Source organism: Vibrio sp. 10N.261.52.C2, assembly GCF_041471425.1.
GTDB classification, from domain to species: Bacteria; Pseudomonadota; Gammaproteobacteria; order Enterobacterales; family Vibrionaceae; genus Vibrio; species Vibrio crassostreae_C.
This window is the reverse complement of the sequence record NZ_JBFROH010000020.1, coordinates 60,132-80,160: the sequence shown is the minus strand read 5'-3', so window position 1 is coordinate 80,160 and position 20,029 is coordinate 60,132. Positions and strand designations below refer to the sequence as shown.

The window sequence follows — 20,029 nt, the reverse complement described above, 5'->3', positions numbered from 1 at the left end:
CGCGATGAACCTTTTTTATATGCAACAAAATACAAATTCACACCCAAAAACTTCCCTAAAGTTGCCAACTTAAATGACACTTTTGTGAATTATGATGCCAACGTATTGATTCTTGGTTGCTCAAAAAAAATACTCTTAAATCACGTTGACGCCCCTATATCTAGCAACTAGATTTTTCTATTAGTGTCTACAACAGGAGGTCATTGAAATGAAACGTGCTAGCTCTACATATCGATTACAACTGATTAAGGAAGTGGCAACTCGCCGAGATCGTCAACGTTCCAATGACCCGATGGCAAACTACATACAAACCCTAATAGATAATAAAGATGATTGTGATACTTCGGTTGAACGCAACCAGAGGTTCAGTGGCAGTCATTTTGATGAGCACATAGGTGGTTGGGTAAGTGACCACTGGGGTAACAAGTAGGACAAAGAGAGTAATCCAACCAGCATAATCGCTGTAGAATTCGTCTCCGAATTAACCTATCATCTGCAACAATTCCCTATCCTAGAGTAAGCAGAAAGTGTCTGAGTTAAAAAGAGAAAAAGAAGTGATGGTTGCCTTCCAAGTGATACCTCGCGTTAAAGAAGGCAACAACTTCGAAGTGGTTGATAAAGCCATTGAAGTTGTGAAAGCTGCCGATGTGCCTTTCCAAGTCGGTGCGATGGAAACTACGATGAAAGGTGAACTCAACCAATTACTCGATATCGTTAAAAAAGCAGAACAAGCTTGCTACGATGCAGGGGCGGTAGAAGTGATCACAAACATTAAGATTCACAGTAAAACCACCGAGGCCGATGATACATTTTGCACGTACCATCGTGGTGTAACGAAAGCGAATCACATGTTTGTTTAATCACATTTTTGTTTCTGAAAACTGAGCTTTAAGAAAGGCTCTGAAGAACCAGTGGTGTTATTGGAAAGGCATGTCTGAGAGGTGAGAAAGGATTTCCATTCGTTCTTCTTCTGACATCGAATGCCAATCACGCGGAGTCTCTTCAGGGTCATCTTTTGCCCCGATCGGTTTTCGGTCAAGTGCTTTGACTGGCTCTTTTTTGATTTTTACGTTCTTTTTATTCATACCGACACCACTCCTTCAGGTACAAAGGTACCTACTTTAATATTACACCCCAACCATTATGTAAAGTAATAGTTACTTCGGAGTTAAATAAAATCTAAATACTTCCTCTTTAGCCAAAAAGATCTCTTTGGGGACTGGTATTTCCCTCTTCATCGACCTGCTTACCAATCAAGTTTTTTTGATTCATTATTTTTCTTCTATAGCGCTGACGACACAGCTTTATCACGTGCAATTGTTCTGACGGTGTCATCGACATCCAATTAAAGCGCTCTTCTCTCTTGCGCATACAACCGTTGCAATAGCCTTTGTCATCGCTTGAACAAACCCCAACGCAAGGGCTTGGAACTTGGAAAAACTCTAACTGCTCCACCATGCCTCCTTACACATTCAAAATTACGCTTACTCTCTCAAAAATAAGCGATTAATTTGTCGCCTGGCTCGTGAAATCCATACTAAACTATGACCTTATACTGACACATATAGTGTTTTGTAAACTATACTTTGAACCCATCAAGTTACACTTATCCGGTAACTTCGTTCTTTCCTTTGGAGCCTTATAATATGAAGTTTAGTTCAAAAAAATTACTAGCAGTAGCCGCTTTACCTATGATGCTAGCAGCATGCACAACAACAGGTGACAACGCGATGCAAGTAACACCAACCGATCTACAGCACCATAATTGGGAACTTGCGCAAATTGATGGCAAGGACATTGTGAAAAGCGAAGACCAAGCAGCTCCTCGTCTAGAGATCGGCGAAAAGATGACTGCAAACGGCATGGCTGGTTGTAACAACTTCTTCGGTCAAGGCGAGCTGAAAGACGGTCAATTCCGTATCAAGCAAATGGGCATGACAATGAAAATGTGTCACGGCTCTGCGATGGAAATCGAACAATCGGTTTCTGCTACTCTAAGCGAGTGGAGCGACGTAACGCTAACAAACGATACGCTAGTACTGAAAAACGATGTACACACGCTAACGTACACAATTCGTGACTGGGTAAACTAATCCGTCATCGAAACCAAATACTGATTAAAGGAGCCTGATGGCTCCTTTTTTATTGTCAGCTTGCCCTCACTACTTCTTCAAAATTGACGCTCATCGCCGACTTTTCGTACCAACCTCCAATAAACCTCAAAAATCTCTCATTTAGATGCAATAAATTCAACGGTTCAGCGGTCTGTTGCTAGGATGGCAAAAGCCTAGAGTCTGTCGAGTTTTCGAGATGATTACGTATCGAACAAAACTCGACCGCGAACTCCCTGCTTATTCTCAAGTAATTGATTGAATTTACTGTTGAATTAGAATTTATTTCAGAAACAGATAGAATAACTATTAGGGCATGTTGATCTTTCGTTAACCACGAAGGGTCAATACGCACTAGGGAGTTCGAAAATACAATGCTCTTGCCCGTTCACTACCAAATGGAAAAGTTTATGAACAAGATAGTAAGTACGTTAGGAATCATGGCAACCGTTGCATACAGCGCAACCATTTATGCTGATGAAGCAACATCCACCGACAGCTGGAACCAAATAGAACAGCAGGCAGAGGGAGAAACTGTCTACTTTCACGCTTGGGGCGGAAGCCAAGAGATCAATCGTTACCTACAGTGGGCAGGCAAGAAATTACAAAGTGACTACGGTGTCACGTTAAAGCATGTGAAAGTGACCGATATTGCGGAAACCACCACTCGACTGCTTGCTGAAAAAGCAGCAGGAAAGAACAGTGAAGGCAGCGTCGATATCGTCTGGATTAATGGCGAGAACTTCCGCTCGATGAAAGACAACGCGCTATTGTTTGGGCCATTTACAGAGTCACTTCCAAATTGGCAGTATGTCGATAAGTCTCTGCCGATTGATGTTGATTTCTCAGAGCCGACAGAAGGCTTGGAAGCACCGTGGGGCGTGGGACAACTTGTGTTCATTCACGATCAAGAGACACTACACAACCCGCCACAATCGTTTTCAGAGATGTTGAGCTACGCTCAAGCTTTCCCAAATCGCTTAAGCTACCCTCGCCCACCAGAATTTCATGGCACGAGCTTCATTAAGTCTCTATTGATTGAACTAACAAACAATAACCCTGCACTGGCTCAGCCGGTTTCAGAAGACAACTTCCAAGAAGTGACGGCACCACTGTGGGCTTACTTAGATAAATTCCATAAAGTGGCTTGGCGCGGTGGCAAACAATTCCCAGCAGGCACATCGGAAAGCATCCAACTTCTGGATGACGGACAGATCGATCTCGCGATTACGTTTAATCCAAACTCTGTTTATTCAGCACAAGCCAGTGGTCGCTTAGCCGAAACCACTAAGGCTTATGCTCTAGAAAGCGGCGCTCTATCTAACATTCACTTCCTGGCGATTCCTTGGAATGCCAATGCAACCGCAGGTGCTCAAGTGACCATTAACTTCTTATTGAGCCCGGAAGCACAGTCTCGCAAGGGTGACCTCAATGTTTGGGGCGATCCTTCGGTTCTGAGCAGCAAATACCTGACTGGCAGCGCTAAAAACACCCAGCAATTTAAATCGGTTGATGAACCACACCCTAGCTGGCAAAACGCGCTCGAGAAAGAGTGGCTTAAGCGATACGGTAACTAGTCTTCATGCTACGCGCTCTATATTTTGTTGTTATAGCTGTATGCATTATCCCGACCATTCCTGGGGTAGCGGGAGTCGTGGCTTCGTCACTGAGTTTCATCCCGCCCCTTGGTTTAGAGGAGCCGACACTCAACGGTTTTAGCCAAGTCTTTCAATGGGAAGGGGCTTGGCACTCTATTGGCTTAAGCCTAGGTTCAGCAATTGCAAGCAGCTATATAGCCTGCTTCCTGACCTTTTGTATTCTTCAAGCCTCTTGGGGAAACAAGTTTTGGAGAAAGATTGAGTTTACGCTATCGCCAATGCTTGCCATTCCACATGTAGCTTTCGCTATCGGCTTTGCTTTTCTGTTTAGTCCAACGGGGCTTGGCGCAAGAGCGGTACATCACTTGCTCGGCGAATCGGCTACCAGCTCTGAATTGGCGTTATTGGTGAAAGACCCATACGCGTTCGGCTTAATTATTATGCTCGCACTCAAAGAAGTCCCCTTCTTATTGCTGATGAGCATTTCGATACTTCAGCAAATTGATGTAGAGCGTATCACCAAGGTCAGTGCATCGCTCGGTTACAGCCGCGCTCAGATCTGGTGGAAATGTATTTTCCCACAATGGTTTACCAAGCTTCGTTTCCCAATGCTGGCGGTACTCGCTTACAGTGTCTCGGTTGTCGATATTGCTTTGATCATAGGCCCAACCAACCCGCCGACCTTTGCCGTTTTGGTATGGCAATGGTTCAACGATCCGGATCTTAACCTACTTCCGCGAGCTGCTGCTGGTGCCATCGTTTTGTTTGGTTTAGCTTCGTTGATCATCGCCTTGGCGCGTTTAGTTGAATGGGCGGTTCTTAAGTACTTTCGAACTTGGCAGTATTCCGGAAGAACAGGGGCAAACCTTCCGGGGAAAACGGTATTCACTGTCCTTGCTAGCCTTTCACTGCTGATCATTCCTTTAATGGTAATTTGGAGCGTTGCTCAGCGTTGGCGCTTCCCTAATTTACTGCCGAGCCGCTACAGCATGCGCTTCTGGGAGTTCGAGTGGGATGCCATCATGAGTACTGTGGGTCAAAGCTTATGGATTGGTCTGATTGCCGCTTCAGTCGCTTTGTTGCTTGCGCTGGTGGCTCACGAATACAGAATCAAATACAAGTGGCAAGTTCCGGGCTTCATTATCGCTATTCCAATGCTAATACCACAGCTTTCAGTGTTGTTTGGTATGCAAGTCACGACCCTCTACATCGGCAGTAGTGCCTATGAGTTCTGGGTGATTTGGGCGCATGTTTTCTTTGCTTTCCCGTTCGTGTATCTGTCTTTGGATGGCCCGTGGAAAAGCTTCAATGATGGGTTGATTAAAGCCTCGCTGAGCCTAGGTAAATCGCCATTTCAGAGTTGGTATTCGATCAAACTACCAATCTTGCTTCCTGCGATTGCCTTTGCTTGGGCGGTCGGGATCAGCGTGAGTTTGGCCCAATACCTTCCAACATTAATGCTCGGCGCGGGCCGTATTAGCACGATCACCACAGAAGCCGTTGCACTTACCAGTGGTTTCGACCGCAGGGTGACAGCAATCTATGCCATTTGGCAGGCCCTATTGCCTCTATTCTTTTTCTCTTTAGCGATATTAGTCAGCCGACTTCAACTCAGATATCGCCGTCTTACTTTTAAAGGTTTCCTAAGTAATGAGTCTGTACCTCAACGACCTCGCCATCCGTAAAACCGATGGAGATTCGCTGTTCTCAGCGCTAAACGTCACATTAGAATCTGGCCAAATACTGGCTTTGATGGGGCCGAGTGGCTGCGGAAAGTCGACCTTACTGGATGCGATTGCTGGTCACTTAAGTGAAGAGTTTTCGTACTCTGGCACCGTTGTGTTGAACAATATTCAGCTCGACGAGCTTCCATCACATCAGCGTGAAGTCGGTATTTTGTTTCAAGATGACTTGTTGTTTCCGCACCTCAAAGTATGGGAAAACTTGGCCTTTTCGTTACCGAACTCTGTTAAAGGTTCCGCTCGCCAAAAACAAGCAATGGCTGCACTAAAAGACATAGAGCTAACTCACTTAGCTGAATCTTTCCCGGATCAAATATCCGGCGGTCAACGCGCAAGAATAAGCTTGACTCGTATGTTGTTAGCCAAGCCTAAACTCGCCCTGCTTGACGAACCGTTCAGTAAGTTAGACCAAGAGCTCAGAGCACAATTTCGCGATTGGGTCTTCGAACAGCTGACCAAAGCGAATATCCCTACATTAATGGTCACGCACGACGAAGCCGATGTACCTCAAGGGGCAGAAGTACTGTCTTGGCCATGGAGAAGTAACCATGCTGGATAAGTACTCCATTAAGGTCATTAAGTGGCCATTAAATCAGTCTGCTAAGTTACTAAACCAATTGGGTATCACGGCCAATCAAACCACGTTATTCGGATTTCTGATTGGGTGTTTAGCGTTTCCAGCGTTGGCATTTCAACAATATGAGTGGGCGTTAGGCTTCATTGTGTTTAATAGAGTATGTGATGGGCTTGATGGAGCCTTGGCTCGAATCCAAGGCATTAGTGATGCGGGCGGTTTCCTCGATATCAGCCTAGATTTCCTATTCTACTCGCTGATCCCTTTTGGATTTGTCATTGCCAACCCAGAACACAACGCCATTGCCGGTGCATTTTTGATTTTCTCTTTTATCGGCACAGGCAGCAGCTTTTTAGCGTTTGCGGTTATGGCTGGTAAGCGAGGTATTGAAAACCCAGTCTATAAACATAAGTCTCTCTATTACATGTCGGGGTTAACCGAAGGTACAGAAACCATCGCGTGTTTCATTGCTTTCTGTATTTGGCCTCAACACTTTGCGGTTATCGCTTACACCTTTGGTGCAGCTTGTTGGCTAACCACGTTCATGCGTATTTATTTTGGTTTTCAGACACTAAAAAACCAAGCTAGTTAATAAATGAGTTAGTTTCTTGCACCTATAAAAACGCCGCTCATTGTGAGCGGCGTTTTCTATATTAGTATGGATAATGCCCGCTAAATCATGACATCAAGCTTCAGCTGAAGCCGTGATTTTAAACCTCAATACCTTTAGGCTTGAATCAAGGTCGACATCGACAAACTCAGGCGGGTTGTCCAGACGCTCAATGAACTCAACGCTTGGTGCTTCTTCTGCCATCGTCTCAATCAGGAAGTTTGGTGATACTGCTGGTGAGTTCACACACGCAATCACTTCACCGCCTTCAGTTAGAAGTTCAGGCAAACGACGTAAGATTTTTTTGTAATCTTTGGTTAGAGCAAAGCTGCCTTTTTGGAACGAAGGTGGATCGATGATAACGAGCTCGTAAGGACCACCCTTCTTGATTTTCCCCCACGACTTAAAGATATCGTAGCCAAGGAAGTTAACCGAGCGCATATCGTGTTCATTCAGACGGTGGTTATCGCGACCTTTGTTTAGCGAGCCACGTGACATGTCCACGTTCATGCATTGACGAGCGCCACCAGCGATAGCCGCGACAGAGAAACCACAAGTGTATGCAAACAGGTTAAGAACGTTCTTATCCTTGGCATTATCTTGTACCCACTGACGACCATTACGCATGTCTAGGAACAAACCGAAGTTCTGATTACGGCCAATGTCTAATTGGTACTTAAGGCCATGCTCAACCACAACCGGAGAGTCATTCAACTCACCCCATAGAACCTCTGAAGGCGCACCATCGGCATAACGGTGTTGCAGAACAATGCTTGTGCCCTGCTTTGATTGCCAGATATCTTTGTTGGTGAGTTCAACCAATCCAGCTTTAAGAGATGACAAGAATTCATCGTCGACTTCTTTAAACACGTTAACCAGTAGCTGTCCATCAACCCAGTCACATGTCAGTTGCTCTAGACCAGGCCAAAACTTACCGCGCCCGTGGAAAATACGGCGTAGTTCGTTTGGTACTTCATTAAGTTGCTGTTCAATATGACTAAAAAACAGAGGTAAAGCTGATGCTTCCATTATTTCACTCACTTAGTGTTTAGCTTTGGCCAAGTTAATGACCAAGGTTCAAGCCAACTGTCCAAACCGTTCGACACGGTTTCTTGATGCCACTTCTCACCCAAGGAGTTTAGGCTTCTTGGATCGCAGACATATTCGTAGGCTTGTGATTGATAGGCAAATCGAATCGCGAAGGCATGCAGATAACCTCTGTCAGCCTCACTCGATGGATTATAAATAGGGTCACCAACAATGGCTGAGCCGATCGACTTCATCGCGACACGGATCTGGTGAGTTCGCCCCGTATAGGGTTTGCATAACAGCAGACGCTCACCGGGTTCAGCCGTTGCTGATAAAAACTGAGTAATCGCAGGGTTCTCTTTGGATGTCAGAAGTTTCCAACTTGAGCGTCGTGAGCGCTCCATGTCTCCTGAGATCAAACCTTGCTTTTTCTTTGGCTTCTTAGAACCGATCGCAAGGTAGTATTTCTCTACTTCACGCTTTGCAAATAGCTGTGAAAGCTCGCTCGCCGCCGACGCATTTTTTGCCAGCAGCAGAATGCCCGAAGTCATTTTATCTAGTCGATGAACGAGATACAGCTTAGGCTCATTAATTGCCTTAGCAACTTCTTGAAGCAACATGGTATCGCCATCGTCTTTGTGGACGCTGACTCCAGGGTGCTTATTGATAAGTAAAAAATCAGAGTGGTTCAGAAGAATATCGAACATTAAAGGCTAGCTCCATTGTAGAACGTGGAGTATACCTCGTCTGAACCCAGATTCCAGCTACGAAAAAGCCCAACTCACTCAATAAATATTGAATCGTTGGGCTTCTTTTCAGCAACTAGCGATCAGTGCGTGGTCTTTACTCGATTACCAATAGGTAAATAGAACCAAGCTACCGCTTTACCCCAGTTTAAACTTACCAACTAATGCTTCTAGCTCAGCAACCTTAGCGTTCAAGCCTGATGTATTTTCGGAGCTACGAGTTGCTAGCTGCAGAGATTGCTCAGAGATATCGCTAATCGCGGTAATGTCCGCTGCAATTTCTTTGGTCACAGCCGTCTGTTCTTCTGCCGCAGTCGCAATAGAGTTAACCATGCTTTGTACATTGCCCGCACCGCTCACAATCGCTTCTAGAGCCGAAACAGCACCTGAGCTTTGCTCAACACCAATCTCAACTAAACGACAGTTATCTTGAGTGTAAGTCACCGCTTCTTGAGTGCCCGATTGAATCGATTGAATGATGCCCGAGACTTCTCGTGTCGCTTTGGTTGTTCTTTCTGCTAGCGCTCGCACTTCATCGGCTACCACAGCAAAACCACGACCAAACTCGCCTGCACGCGCAGCCTCAATCGCAGCGTTAAGAGCTAACAGGTTAGTTTGCTCAGCAATGTCTTCGATTACCTTGATAACGCTACCAATCTGCTCACCGTGAGAACCTAGAGTATTCATTTGCAACGACATATCGCTCATTTGAGTCGACACTTGTTGAATACTCGCCACCATCTCAACAATCACGTTGCGGCCATCTTCTGCAGAGGTTTCTGAGCGACGTGCTTCTTCATAAGTAGACGTGCCCTGCTGCGCCACTTCTGAAATGGTCAAGCTTAACTCTTCAGCAGCCGTTGCAATTAAGTTGGCCTTATCAGCTTGAGCAGAAGCGCCCGTTACGATGTCTTGACTAATAGAAGATAGTTCGCCCGTAACAGATTGAACTTCATGGGTCACAGAAGAGATAGAACCTAATAAGTCCACTAACGACTTCTGCATCTGGTTAATCGACTTAGCCAGTTCAGCCAATTCATCACCAGAATCATCAATAATGTCGCCTGCCGTTAGGTCACCATTTGCTACACGTCGTGCTACTTGTTCTACACGAGTAAGACGATTGGTAATAGAGCTAGACAATAGATACGCAATCACACAACCAAAGACAATCGCAATAGCAGACAACACCATGATGGTGCGCTCGATGGTAGTAAACGTGTCGGTTAGTGTCAGTAGTGACTGTTCTGTATCTGCGCGCTCACTTGCTGACGCTTGATCCAGTAAGTTCTCAATAGGGATAAGATTGCTCTCATACAAAGATCGTAGCTGTTGAATATTGGCTAGTAGCGCAGCTTCATCATTGATCTTCGGCACAAGCTTTGATTCAAACTCTTGAGTGAAACGCCCCATCAGGTCTTCAATTCGCTGAATACGGCGGTGGTCTTCCGAACCTCTACTCTCCAAACGCTTAGCCTGCTCGATAGCTTGAGCAAATTCGTTCTTGTTGGTTCGATAATCATTGAGTGCATTATCGACCAGAGTGATTGCACCCAGAGCATCTCGATAGACATCTCCAGCTTCATCGATCAAAACAAGGTAGGTAACGGTACCCGGTACATCATCTAATCTAATCTCATCGGCGCTCTTATGAGCGCCAATAACTTCCATCCATACAATACCGACTAACGTGACAAGCACCGCCAATATAGAGCCAAAACCGGCATACAGTTTCTTTCTCACTGACAATTTCAAACAACACCTACCTAAATCAAAATATAGCTCTAACAGCTATTCGTTCCATTTATATCGGCTATCAGACGGATACCTTTAATGGTTATTTTTCTTAGATAATTAAGTTCCAGACATAAAAAAACGGGAGCTAATGAGCTCCCGTTTATCAAATTACTTTATCTTGCGATTAGAACTTCTTAGAAATCAGCGCAAAACCAGCAATGATACCAATACCTAGTAGCATGATTGCACCTTTACCGCTATCGAAGCCAGAAGAGATACCCATGAACGCAACGATTGCGATAGCTACAGGGATGATGTACTTAACTAGTGTGTACCATAGACCAAATAGTGGGAAAGAGACTTCACCGTCGTTAGTGATTTCTTTCTCTAGGTCTGCACGGTTTAGTCTCCAACCAGCGAAGATACATACCAACATACCGCCAACCGCTAGGAAAATCTTATCCGTTAGTAGGTCGAAAATGTCGAACGCGCCAGTATCAAACAGTGTTGGACCGAAGCCGCCAAGTGATAGAGAAGCGAAGATACATAGAATCGCCATTACAACACTTGCAGACAGTACCGCTGTTACACGCTTCATGCCTTTCTCATCGATTAGGTAAGAAACCACAACTTCAAGTAGAGATACTGAAGATGTTAGTGCCGCAACACTCAAACCAACGAAGAACATAAGAGCAAATAGAAGACCGATTACGCCGCCCATTTCAGCGAATAGCTGAGGAACAACAACGAATACTAAACCAGGGCCCGCTGCAGGTTCCATACCGAACGCGAACATTGCAGGGAACATTGCAACACCAGCTAGAATAGCAACACCAGTATCCATTGCGGTTACCATTGCTGTTGTCTGAACTAGGTTCTCTTTCTTCTTAAGGTAAGAACCGTATGTCATCATACAACCCATACCAAGACTTAGAGAGAAGAATGCTTGACCTAGAGCGGCTAGGATTACATTGCTGTCTACTTTAGAGAAGTCAGGACTGAATAGGAACTCAAGACCAGCCATCGCGCCCGGAAGCATAATGCCTTTGATTGATACTACAATAAGGATAATGAAAAGAAGCGGCATCAGAATCTTACCTGCTTTCTCAATACCACCAGAGATACCTTTCATAACGATAACAACGTTAAGTAGTAGGTATAAGCCCATCCACATTAGTGGTTGAACTGGGTTTGAGATAAAGCCACCAAAGCTATCACCAATTGCTTCTGGTGCGTCTAGAAGACCACCTGCAATTTTACCGATGTATGCGATTGACCAACCGCCTACTACTGGGTAGAAACCCATGATAAGTAGACCACTGAATACGCCGATAACGCCAGCGAACGTCCAACGACGGTCAGTTGTTTTAAATGCACCTACTGCTGATTTTTGCGTATGACGGCCAATCGCAAATTCAGTCAGCATGACACTGAAACCAATAAAAATTACAAAAAACAGGTAAATGGCAACGAATGCACCACCGCCACTTTCGCCTGCTGTGTATGGGAATTTCCAAATGTTACCTAAGCCAACAGCAGAACCTGCTGCAGCCATTACGAATCCTAACTTCGAACCCCAGGTATCGCGGGGTGTTGTGGTTGTATTACTAGTAGCCACGTGTACTCCAAACTTTTGTGTTATGTGATGTTGTGTTTTGCTTTGGGTGGCGTCTTTAAAAGGAAGGTGTATAAATAAATTTACACACCTAAAAGATTTGATTGACGCTCGTTGTCTAGCAAGTAAACCAGTTTAAGAATAAAATTGGAAGAGCATACCGTACAAATTTCGTTAAAGATGTAAATTTTTATGGTTAAATGCCGACTTTTCATACAAAACAATCGTTTTCTTCTTAAGTTGACCAAAAATTAACAACTTTAACCTATTTACATCTTTTGCTCTATTTTGTAAATAGTTGATTCCTTAAATTCCCATATCCGTTAAATAGCATTACTATCTAAGTGTCTCTTTTTTCGAGTATTCAATGTGGATAAGCTTTATCATTTTTTAACTTTGGCCTCTGTTGTTTTGTACTGGGTTCTCGTAGCCGGTGTGACGTTTCGTGTTGTACTAAAACGACGCTCTGTCAGCGTTTCTCTTGCTTGGCTAATGGTTATCTACATTATCCCGATTGTTGGTGTAGCTTGTTACTTCCTTTTTGGTGAGCTAAACCTAGGCAGAAAAAGGGCTGAACGCGCTCATCGTATGTTTACCCCTTTCGGCGACTGGTTCCGTCAATTGAATGATTGCCAACTTCACCAACCAGGGAAAGTCGGCTCCCCTATCCATAAGATTGACGAGCTTTGTAACAATCGAATGGGCATCCCTGCACTCAGTGGAAACACTCTATCGCTGCAATCTTCACCAAACGAGATCCTACACGCAATTATCGAAGATATAGAAAATGCACAAACCAGTATCAAGATGGTTTTCTATATTTGGCATCCAGGTGGCCTGACCGATTCGGTTGCCTCTGCGCTGATTCGCGCTGCAAAACGTGGCGTAGATGTTAAAGTTTTGCTCGATTCAGCCGGTAGCCCTCGCTTTTTCAAAAGCCACTGGCAGTCAATGATGAAGGACGCAGGCGTTCAAGTCGTACAAGCACTAGAAGTGAGCCCATGGCGTATTTTTTTACGTCGCCTAGATTTAAGACAACACCGCAAAATCATTGTGATTGACGAGACTATCGCCTATACGGGTTCAATGAACATGGTCGATCCTGCTCACTTCAAACAAAGTTCCGGCGTTGGTCAGTGGATTGATGTAATGGTCAGAGTGACTGGGCCAACCGTTAATGTGTTATCCGCTATTCATGGCTGGGATTGGGAAGTTGAGACTGGTGAACGCATTCTCCCTGATATACCTGAATGCCCAGTTGAAGAAATCATGACACATCATCCGGTTCAAGTAGTGCCGTCTGGCCCTGGCATGCCGGAATATTTGATCTTACAAGTACTGACCATCGCCATCAATCAAGCGAATCATTCTGTACGTATTACTACACCTTATTTTGTGCCAAGTGCTGACTTACTCGAAACACTTAAGATGACAGCTCAACGCGGCGTAACTGTAGAACTGATCATTCCACACAATAACGATTCACTAATGGTTAAATGGGCTTCTCGTGCGTTTTATACCGAGTTGCTTGAAGCTGGCGTGAAGATCTATGAATTTTACGGTGGCCTTCTTCATACCAAATCGGTAGTGATCGATGAAGAGTTTTGCTTGATCGGAACCGTCAATATCGACATGCGCAGTTTGTGGCTCAACTTTGAAGTGACTCTGGCTGTGGATGATGTGCATTTCACGCAAAAACTGTCTGAGCTGCAGAAATCTTATATCTCTTCATCCCACTCTGTAGAGTTAGAACAGTGGGAGCAAAGAAACCTTAGTAATCGCTTCTTTGAGAGGCTGTTCTACTTGTTCAACCCACTCCTATAATTCCAGCAATGAGTCGATTATGGCTCGTTGTTTCCCCATCGATCATTTTTAACCTTTCACTGTTAACTGAGTGAAAGGTTAAAAATCGTAAGAAAAGCGCAAAAATCCCCGCTCCGCTCTTGCTTTGAACACTCTTGGCATGTTTTAAATAGGACATAACCGATTGATAAGGAATTCACAGCATGTCCGAGAACAAAACCACTAAACTTATCACTGCCGGTCGTGATAAGAAGTGGACCAATGGTGTTGTTAACCCACCAGTACAACGCGCTTCAACTGTCGTATTTAACTCAGTAGAAGAGAAGCGTAAAGCTACGATTAACCGCGCTAACAAGACCCTTTTTTACGGACGTCGTGGAACCAACACTCATTTTGCCTTCCAAGATGCGATGGTTGAAGTAGAAGGCGGCGCGGGTTGTGCACTGTACCCGTGTGGTACAGCAGCAATTTCGAATGCCATTCTCTCTTTTGTAGAAACAGGTGATCATATTTTAATGGTTGACACCTGCTACGAACCTACTCGTGATTTCTGTGACACCATCATGAAAAAGATGGGGGTAGAGACAACTTACTACGAGCCAACGATTGGTGAAGGTATCCAAGACCTTATCAAGCCAAACACTAAGGTGCTGTTTACTGAGTCTCCAGGCTCTGTCACCATGGAAGTGCAGGATATTCCAACACTAGCGCGTATCGCTCATGAACATGACATCATCGTTATGCTAGACAATACTTGGGCGGCTGGCGTGAACTTCTCACCGTTTGATTTTGGTGTTGATATCTCGATTCAAGCAGCGACCAAATACATCGTGGGTCACTCTGATGTGATGCTAGGTACGGCAGTCGCCAATGAGAAATGCTGGGATCAACTAAGAGAGCAAAGTTACTTGATGGGGCAATGTGTCTCACCTGATGATGCTTATTTAGGGCTTCGCGGCATTCGTACTCTTGATGTGCGTCTACGCCAACACGCAGAAAGCAGCTTGAAGGTCGCAAAATGGTTAGAGACTCGTCCTGAAGTTAACCACGTTCGTCACCCTGCTCTTGAGTCTTGCCCAGGCCATGAATTCTTCAAACGAGATTTTACTGGCGGTAATGGCTTGTTCTCTTTTGTACTAAACAACTCTAATATCAAAGCGACGACAGCGTTACTTGATGGAATGACACATTTTAGTATGGGTTACTCTTGGGGTGGATTTGAAAGTTTGATTCTAGCTAACGAACCAAGCAGTTTTGACAGCTTGAGAACTGTTGCCAATCCTAATTTCGAAGGTACCTTGATACGTGTTCATATTGGGTTAGAAGATGTTGATGACCTGATTGCTGATCTAGAGGCGGGATTAGAACGTTATAGCGCTCTGATTTAATCTGAGACGATAGGTCTAATATGCAAAAAAGGCAGGATATTCCTGCCTTTTTCTGTTTAAAGCATAACTCAAAATACTCATATTCAGATACTTCAGCTCATAATACAAACCGCTCATAGTCCAGAAGCTTTCAAAGCCAATATTGAACCTTAAAGCACATCCACTTAAAGATCTCAGAGCGATGAAAAAATGGCTATGAATTTTTCAATTTCTAAGTGATTGTTCCGCTGAAATAAATAACACTTTATTTGTGTGGGCAACCGACTAAATGATCATTAACCATACCTGTCGCTTGCATAAACGCGTAACAGATTGTTTCCCCTACAAACTTAAAGCCTCTTTTTTTCAAAAACTTACTCATTGCTTTAGATTGCTCGGTAGAAGCGGGAACTTGAGACATCTCAGTCCAGTTGTTTTCTATCACCTTGTTATCGACAAATTGCCACAAAGCATTTGATAAAGAGCCAAACTCTTTCTGGAGTTCAAGTGTTGCTCGAGCATTACCGTATACAGAGGCGATCTTGCCCTTATGCTTAACCACATCGAAGTTTTCAATGATATGAGGCACGTTGTCTTCATTCAACTCAGCTAGCTTGTTTAAATCGTAATTATCAAATGCAGCACGATAGCCTTCACGCTTTTTAAGGATCGTAATCCAGCTAAGACCCGCCTGAGCGCCTTCTAAAGTAATGAACTCAAACAGAACTTGGTCATCATAAACAGGCACTCCCCACTCTGCGTCGTGGTACTCCCTTTCAAGCTCATGTTTAAGCGCCCATGCACACGTTCTATCCACTGTATTCGCTTCCATTTCGATAGTCTCTTTTAGTAATCGTACATAAAAATAATGCCCCAATTAGGGGCATTATTTCAAAGGTTAGTTGACGTTAAGCCACTTCAATTTTATGGAATAAACGATACAGCACAGGTACTACGATTAGCGTGAGTACAGTCGCAAAGCCTAAACCAAACATGATGGTTACTGCCATTGGTTTAAAGAAGATGTCCGGTAGTAGAGGGATCATACCAAGAATGGTGGTGATCGCAGCCATACATACCGGACGAACACGACTCAGTGCCGCATCAACAACCGCTACATATGGATCTTTACCGGACTTCATCTCAATCTCAATTTGGTCAAGCAGTACGATACCGTTCTTAAGTAGCATCCCGGATAAACTCAAGAAGCCTAGCAATGCCATGAAGCCAAATGGTGTATTCAAGGCTAATAAGCCTGTCGTTACCCCGATTAGCGCTAATGGAACCGTTAGCCAAACAATTAGCGGTTCTTTGACCGAGTTGAACAAGAACACGGTAATCAAGAACATGAACAGGTAACCCATCGGCATAGTGGTAAACAGAGACGCTTGTGCATCAGCAGATGACTCATATTCACCACCCCACTCCAACGAATAACCCGGTGGCATCTCAATCGCTTCAATTTGTGGCTGTAAGCGTTTCTGTAACGTCGAAGCCGTTTCTTCACCCAATAGGTCGTTGTCGGCCATTACCGTCAGCATACGCTTACGGTTCTTACGGATGATAAGTGGATCTTCCCATTCCAATTCGTAGCCAAGCGTCACTTGCTGCAACGGAATATATTCGCTTAATGCCGGGCTCCAAATCTTCATACCTTCGATGTTGCGAATATCAACTCGCTCATCTTCAGGTAAACGAGCCACAATAGGCATCAACGTAGTACCATCACGATACACACCAATCGACTTACCAGAGAAAGACATCGCTAGGAAATCATCAACGTCAGACTTGGTAATACCATAACGACGCGCTTGGCTTTCATTGAACTGAGGCTCTAATACCTTAGTTCTTTCACGCCAATCATGACGAACGTTAAATGCTCCGTCATCAGCACGCATGATGTCCATAACTTGAGCTGCGATTGAACGTAGCACGGTTGGGTCTGAACCGACGATTCGAGCCTCAATTTTCGCACCGCCACTAGGGCCTAATTCAATTTGCTTAAGTTTGTAATCAATTTCAGGGAACTGACTGTCAACGTGTTCACGGAAGCGACGCATCAGCCCTTCAAGTACCTGATAATCTGTCACACGAACCGTGATTTCGCCATACGCGCTATAACTCTTCTCGGGTGAGTAGGTCAACATGAAACGCTGCAGACCTTTACCGGCCGTGGTCGTGATATGTTCAACTTCACTTTGTTCCGACAACCAACTCTCAAGCACTCTCAACTTGGTATTAGTTGCTCGAATATCCGTACCTTCTGGCATCCAAACATCCACTTGGAACATCGGAGTAGTTGAAGATGGGAAGAATGCTTGTTTCACAAAGCCAAAACCGTACACACTCGCACCTAAACCAATCACCAGAACGATCATGGTTAGCCACGCGCGTTTCATACAGAACTCAAGGAAGTTTTTATAGATAACAAAAACCATCCCGTTGTATGGATCTTTGCCTTCGTTATCGGGATCAACCTTCTGTCCTCTGAAGAAGATATCGGCAAAAAACGGCGTGATCGAGATGGCAGTAAACCAACTCAGCATCAATGAAATCAATAGCACCGTGAACAAAGTGCCACAGTATTCGCCCGTTGAATCTTCAGACAAACCAATTGGAGCAAACGCGGTGACCGCAATCACCGTTGCGCCAAGCAGTGGCCATTTGGTTTGGGTCACGATATCAGTGGCGGCCTGCATCCGGGTTCGCCCCTTCTGCGTGCCGATCAATATCCCCTCCACCACCACAATGGCATTATCCACCAGCATCCCCAAGGCAATAACCAACGCGCCCAGTGAAATACGTTGAAGGTCGATTTTGAAGTACTGCATGAAAATAAAGGTGCCGAATACGGTCAATAGCAGTATCAAACCAATCAACAGACCCGATCGTACTCCCATGAAGAACAGTAACACCACGATTACGATCGCAACCGCCTGCCCTAAACTCACCACAAATCCGCTTACCGACTTGTTCACCTCTTTAGGTTGGTTATAAACCTCGGAGATGTCGATACCGACGGGTTGTTGATATTTAAGCTCGGCGAGTCTTCGATCAAAGTCTTCACCCACTGCGACCACGTTCACGCCTTGCGCAAAAGAGACACCCAGGTTAAGCGCGAGTTCGCCGTTATAACCAATGATGTTACTCGGTACCTCAACGTAACCACGAGTTACATTCGCCACATCTTTTAGATAGATAAGCCCTTGAGCGCCACCTTCCGTAAGAATCAAATCTCCAAGCTGTTCAACGTTCTGGAACTCACCCGTTGGATGGATTCGAATATATTCATCACCAATCCTTACTGCTCCTGCACTTGATACAATATTTTGAGTCGATAAAAGGTTAAATACCGTGCTTGGAGACAGACCCAGAGAGCTTATCCGCTTCATCGATATCTCAATGAATACTTGCTCTTGTTGTTGACCAGAAACAGAGACCTTACTGACCCCATCAACCAACTCCAGCTCTCGCCTTAGATAATCAATGTAATCCAGCAGCTCTTTGTAGCTATAACCATCACCCGTCACCGCAAGCAAGATCCCGTAAACGTCACCGAAGTCATCAATGACTTGAGGATCATTGACCCCAGGTGGCAGTTCAACCTTAAGATCATTCACTTTTCGGCGAAGTTCATCCCAAATTTGCGGAAGATCGTCTGGGCCGTAGTTGTTCTTCATCGTTACCGTTACCTGAGACAGGCCACGGCTTGAAATAGAGTTCACTTCGTCGACATAGGTAAGCTGTTGAATCGCTTTCTCTAGTGGGTAGGTAACTTCTTCTTCCACCTGCTGAGGCGTTGCCCCCGGGTATGAAGTCACAACCATCGCATCTTTGATAGTAAAGGCAGGATCTTCTAAACGACCCAAGCCGAAAAAGGCAGAGACACCACCAATAAGAAAGATCAGAGATAGCATCCAGCTAATGACTTTGTTACGTATAAAGTAAGAAGCAACACCTGTGATCTGATCATCACCCTGTTGATCGTCATTTTGGGGCTTGTTATTTACTTCACTCATTGTTCGTCTCCTGAGACAATACTTCCACTGTCATCCCATCTCGCAATCGCGATACGCCTGCAACAACGACATGCTGCCCCATTTCCAATCCTTTCACTACCTGCAATGTTTCCTGGTTTGCTTTTCCTAACACGACTTGTTGTTTCGAGACTGTCTTGTCGTCGTTAAGCACCCATACATAAGAGTTCTGGCGCGTTAAATCATCGCCATCCGCATTAAACACAGCTTCGATTGGGATAAGTACCCCAGCTTTTAACTCCAAGCCGATATCTCGCCCATTTGACGTCACCTCAACGGCCATACCATCCAGAATTAAATCATCTTCCGGCATAGGTAGAGCAAGCGTCACCGTGAACGTGCCCGTGCTTGGGTCAGGTTCAGTGGTGAACTCCTTAATAGCCGCCGTGTATTCATTGCCACTGGGTACTCTTACCACAGCCTCAACATTCGATAACAGCTGTTCGCTAGGCTGATTCACGTAAATCTGGTCAGGCAGTTGGATAACAACCTCAACATCTTCGACACTGTGAATGTTCACGACCTGCTGGCCTACCTGAATATTTTCATATTGATCAACACTGACACGAGAAATGATCCCATCAACAGGGGCACGAAGCTTAGTGAACGACAAGCGCAGTTTTGCGAGCTCCAGTTCGGCATAAGCGATCTGGCGTTGAGCAGCAATTTCATCAAACTGTGACTTCGCCAATAAACCTTTCTTCACTAGCGGACTTGAACGTCTGTATTGACTGTTAATTACCGTGTAACGCGCCTGAGCATTGTCGACATCCAGTTGATAATCGGTAGGGTCAAGCTCTGCAATGATGTCTCCTCGTGAAACACGCTCACCTTCTTTCACATCAAGCTTATTGATTTCACCAGCGACTCGAAAGCTGAGATGAGCCTTCTCGGCAGCGTTTGCAACCGCAGGGAAATAGAGTTTGTCGCTAAAGTCGATGACTGAAATCTCGATAGCTTTAACCAAGGGCGTGTTATTCACTTCTACAACTTGTTTATCTTCACAAGCCGTAAGTAAAGCCAAGCACGACAGTCCAGCGGCCACTTTAACTGTTTTCAT

General features: G+C 44.9%; 18 protein-coding genes. 9 read left to right on the top strand and 9 right to left on the bottom strand.

Going from position 1 to position 20,029, the window contains the following annotated elements; translation table 11 throughout:
• Window positions 1-208 precede the first annotated feature (208 nt).
• Window positions 209-430 (top strand): hypothetical protein, encoded by a 222-nt coding sequence (locus AB4307_RS08895; protein ID WP_017057116.1) that lies wholly within the window; start codon window positions 209-211, stop codon window positions 428-430.
• A gap of 127 nt (window positions 431-557) precedes the next feature.
• Window positions 558-860 carry a thiamine-binding protein gene (locus AB4307_RS08890; RefSeq protein ID WP_017065764.1) on the top strand — a complete coding sequence of 101 codons (303 nt, stop codon included), beginning with the start codon at window positions 558-560 and terminating at the stop codon, window positions 858-860.
• A 57-nt stretch (window positions 861-917) separates the two neighbouring features.
• Here the strand turns inward: AB4307_RS08890 and AB4307_RS08885 are convergent, their stop codons facing one another.
• Both AB4307_RS08885 and AB4307_RS08880 read right to left on the bottom strand, forming a co-directional pair.
• Complete coding sequence (locus AB4307_RS08885) at window positions 918-1,085, bottom strand: hypothetical protein (protein ID WP_017060325.1); 168 nt, start codon at window positions 1,083-1,085, stop codon at window positions 918-920.
• Window positions 1,086-1,194: 109 nt separating this feature from the next.
• Entirely contained in the window at window positions 1,195-1,458 is a 264-nt protein-coding gene (locus AB4307_RS08880; RefSeq protein WP_017060324.1) for a DUF1289 domain-containing protein, read from the bottom strand.
• Window positions 1,459-1,646: 188 nt separating this feature from the next.
• On the opposite strand from AB4307_RS08880, the gene AB4307_RS08875 reads away from it, so the two are divergent.
• The 5 genes from AB4307_RS08875 to AB4307_RS08855 all read left to right on the top strand — a co-directional run bounded on the left by AB4307_RS08875 (window position 1,647) and on the right by AB4307_RS08855 (window position 6,617).
• Window positions 1,647-2,093 carry an META domain-containing protein gene (locus AB4307_RS08875; RefSeq protein ID WP_004734625.1) on the top strand — a complete coding sequence of 149 codons (447 nt, stop codon included), beginning with the start codon at window positions 1,647-1,649 and terminating at the stop codon, window positions 2,091-2,093.
• Between the two features lie 428 nt (window positions 2,094-2,521).
• Complete coding sequence (locus tag AB4307_RS08870) at window positions 2,522-3,688, top strand: ABC transporter substrate-binding protein (protein ID WP_017060323.1); 1,167 nt, start codon at window positions 2,522-2,524, stop codon at window positions 3,686-3,688.
• 5 nt (window positions 3,689-3,693) lie between these two features.
• On the top strand, window positions 3,694-5,394 hold the full coding sequence (locus AB4307_RS08865) for an ABC transporter permease (protein ID WP_372111032.1): 1,701 nt from the start codon (window positions 3,694-3,696) through the stop codon (window positions 5,392-5,394).
• Entirely contained in the window at window positions 5,360-6,010 is a 651-nt protein-coding gene (locus AB4307_RS08860) for an ABC transporter ATP-binding protein (protein WP_017065359.1), read from the top strand. The genes AB4307_RS08865 and AB4307_RS08860 overlap by 35 nt, the downstream gene beginning before the upstream one ends.
• Window positions 6,000-6,617 (top strand): CDP-alcohol phosphatidyltransferase family protein, encoded by a 618-nt coding sequence (locus tag AB4307_RS08855; protein WP_017060320.1) that lies wholly within the window; start codon window positions 6,000-6,002, stop codon window positions 6,615-6,617. The genes AB4307_RS08860 and AB4307_RS08855 overlap by 11 nt, the downstream gene beginning before the upstream one ends.
• Window positions 6,618-6,710: 93 nt before the next feature.
• Here AB4307_RS08855 and AB4307_RS08850 read toward each other — a convergent pair whose 3' ends face one another.
• The 4 genes from AB4307_RS08850 to AB4307_RS08835 all read right to left on the bottom strand — a co-directional run bounded on the left by AB4307_RS08850 (window position 6,711) and on the right by AB4307_RS08835 (window position 11,765).
• Window positions 6,711-7,664, bottom strand: a complete 954-nt coding sequence (locus AB4307_RS08850; RefSeq protein WP_017068057.1) for a class I SAM-dependent methyltransferase — start codon at window positions 7,662-7,664, stop codon at window positions 6,711-6,713.
• Window positions 7,665-7,672: 8 nt separating this feature from the next.
• Window positions 7,673-8,371 carry a TIGR01621 family pseudouridine synthase gene (locus AB4307_RS08845; RefSeq protein WP_017060318.1) on the bottom strand — a complete coding sequence of 233 codons (699 nt, stop codon included), beginning with the start codon at window positions 8,369-8,371 and terminating at the stop codon, window positions 7,673-7,675.
• A 177-nt stretch (window positions 8,372-8,548) separates the two neighbouring features.
• On the bottom strand, window positions 8,549-10,165 hold the full coding sequence (locus AB4307_RS08840; RefSeq protein ID WP_372131669.1) for a methyl-accepting chemotaxis protein: 1,617 nt from the start codon (window positions 10,163-10,165) through the stop codon (window positions 8,549-8,551).
• A gap of 166 nt (window positions 10,166-10,331) precedes the next feature.
• Entirely contained in the window at window positions 10,332-11,765 is a 1,434-nt protein-coding gene (locus AB4307_RS08835; protein WP_050543975.1) for a sodium-dependent transporter, read from the bottom strand.
• Window positions 11,766-12,131: 366 nt separating this feature from the next.
• Between AB4307_RS08835 and cls the strand changes: the two genes are divergently transcribed.
• Window positions 12,132-13,586: a cardiolipin synthase gene (gene cls, locus AB4307_RS08830; protein ID WP_372131667.1), complete on the top strand. Its 1,455-nt coding sequence runs from the start codon at window positions 12,132-12,134 to the stop codon at window positions 13,584-13,586.
• A 182-nt stretch (window positions 13,587-13,768) separates the two neighbouring features.
• On the top strand, window positions 13,769-14,953 hold the full coding sequence (locus AB4307_RS08825; protein ID WP_017065338.1) for a cystathionine beta-lyase: 1,185 nt from the start codon (window positions 13,769-13,771) through the stop codon (window positions 14,951-14,953).
• A 244-nt stretch (window positions 14,954-15,197) separates the two neighbouring features.
• Here AB4307_RS08825 and AB4307_RS08820 read toward each other — a convergent pair whose 3' ends face one another.
• From AB4307_RS08820 to AB4307_RS08810, 3 genes are all read right to left on the bottom strand, one after another.
• Window positions 15,198-15,764 (bottom strand): DNA-3-methyladenine glycosylase I, encoded by a 567-nt coding sequence (locus AB4307_RS08820; RefSeq protein WP_372131665.1) that lies wholly within the window; start codon window positions 15,762-15,764, stop codon window positions 15,198-15,200.
• Between the two features lie 76 nt (window positions 15,765-15,840).
• Window positions 15,841-18,951, bottom strand: a complete 3,111-nt coding sequence (locus AB4307_RS08815; RefSeq protein WP_108208853.1) for an efflux RND transporter permease subunit — start codon at window positions 18,949-18,951, stop codon at window positions 15,841-15,843.
• The gene (locus tag AB4307_RS08810; RefSeq protein ID WP_372131663.1) at window positions 18,944-20,029 is read right to left on the bottom strand and encodes an efflux RND transporter periplasmic adaptor subunit; all 1,086 of its coding nucleotides are present in this window, start codon (window positions 20,027-20,029) and stop codon (window positions 18,944-18,946) included. The genes AB4307_RS08815 and AB4307_RS08810 overlap by 8 nt, the downstream gene beginning before the upstream one ends.

Coding starts and splice junctions, on each gene's coding strand:
- AB4307_RS08895 (WP_017057116.1), top strand. CDS start 209: ATGAAACGTGCTAGCTCTACATATCGATTACAACTGATTAAGGAAGTG.
- AB4307_RS08880 (WP_017060324.1), bottom strand. CDS start 1,458: ATGGTGGAGCAGTTAGAGTTTTTCCAAGTTCCAAGCCCTTGCGTTGGG.
- AB4307_RS08865 (WP_372111032.1), top strand. CDS start 3,694: ATGCTACGCGCTCTATATTTTGTTGTTATAGCTGTATGCATTATCCCG.
- AB4307_RS08860 (WP_017065359.1), top strand. CDS start 5,360: ATGAGTCTGTACCTCAACGACCTCGCCATCCGTAAAACCGATGGAGAT.
- AB4307_RS08820 (WP_372131665.1), bottom strand. CDS start 15,764: ATGGAAGCGAATACAGTGGATAGAACGTGTGCATGGGCGCTTAAACAT.
- AB4307_RS08875 (WP_004734625.1), top strand. CDS start 1,647: ATGAAGTTTAGTTCAAAAAAATTACTAGCAGTAGCCGCTTTACCTATG.
- AB4307_RS08810 (WP_372131663.1), bottom strand. CDS start 20,029: ATGAAAACAGTTAAAGTGGCCGCTGGACTGTCGTGCTTGGCTTTACTT.
- AB4307_RS08885 (WP_017060325.1), bottom strand. CDS start 1,085: ATGAATAAAAAGAACGTAAAAATCAAAAAAGAGCCAGTCAAAGCACTT.
- AB4307_RS08855 (WP_017060320.1), top strand. CDS start 6,000: ATGCTGGATAAGTACTCCATTAAGGTCATTAAGTGGCCATTAAATCAG.
- AB4307_RS08870 (WP_017060323.1), top strand. CDS start 2,522: ATGAACAAGATAGTAAGTACGTTAGGAATCATGGCAACCGTTGCATAC.
- AB4307_RS08890 (WP_017065764.1), top strand. CDS start 558: ATGGTTGCCTTCCAAGTGATACCTCGCGTTAAAGAAGGCAACAACTTC.
- AB4307_RS08845 (WP_017060318.1), bottom strand. CDS start 8,371: ATGTTCGATATTCTTCTGAACCACTCTGATTTTTTACTTATCAATAAG.
- AB4307_RS08825 (WP_017065338.1), top strand. CDS start 13,769: ATGTCCGAGAACAAAACCACTAAACTTATCACTGCCGGTCGTGATAAG.
- AB4307_RS08815 (WP_108208853.1), bottom strand. CDS start 18,951: ATGAGTGAAGTAAATAACAAGCCCCAAAATGACGATCAACAGGGTGAT.
- AB4307_RS08850 (WP_017068057.1), bottom strand. CDS start 7,664: ATGGAAGCATCAGCTTTACCTCTGTTTTTTAGTCATATTGAACAGCAA.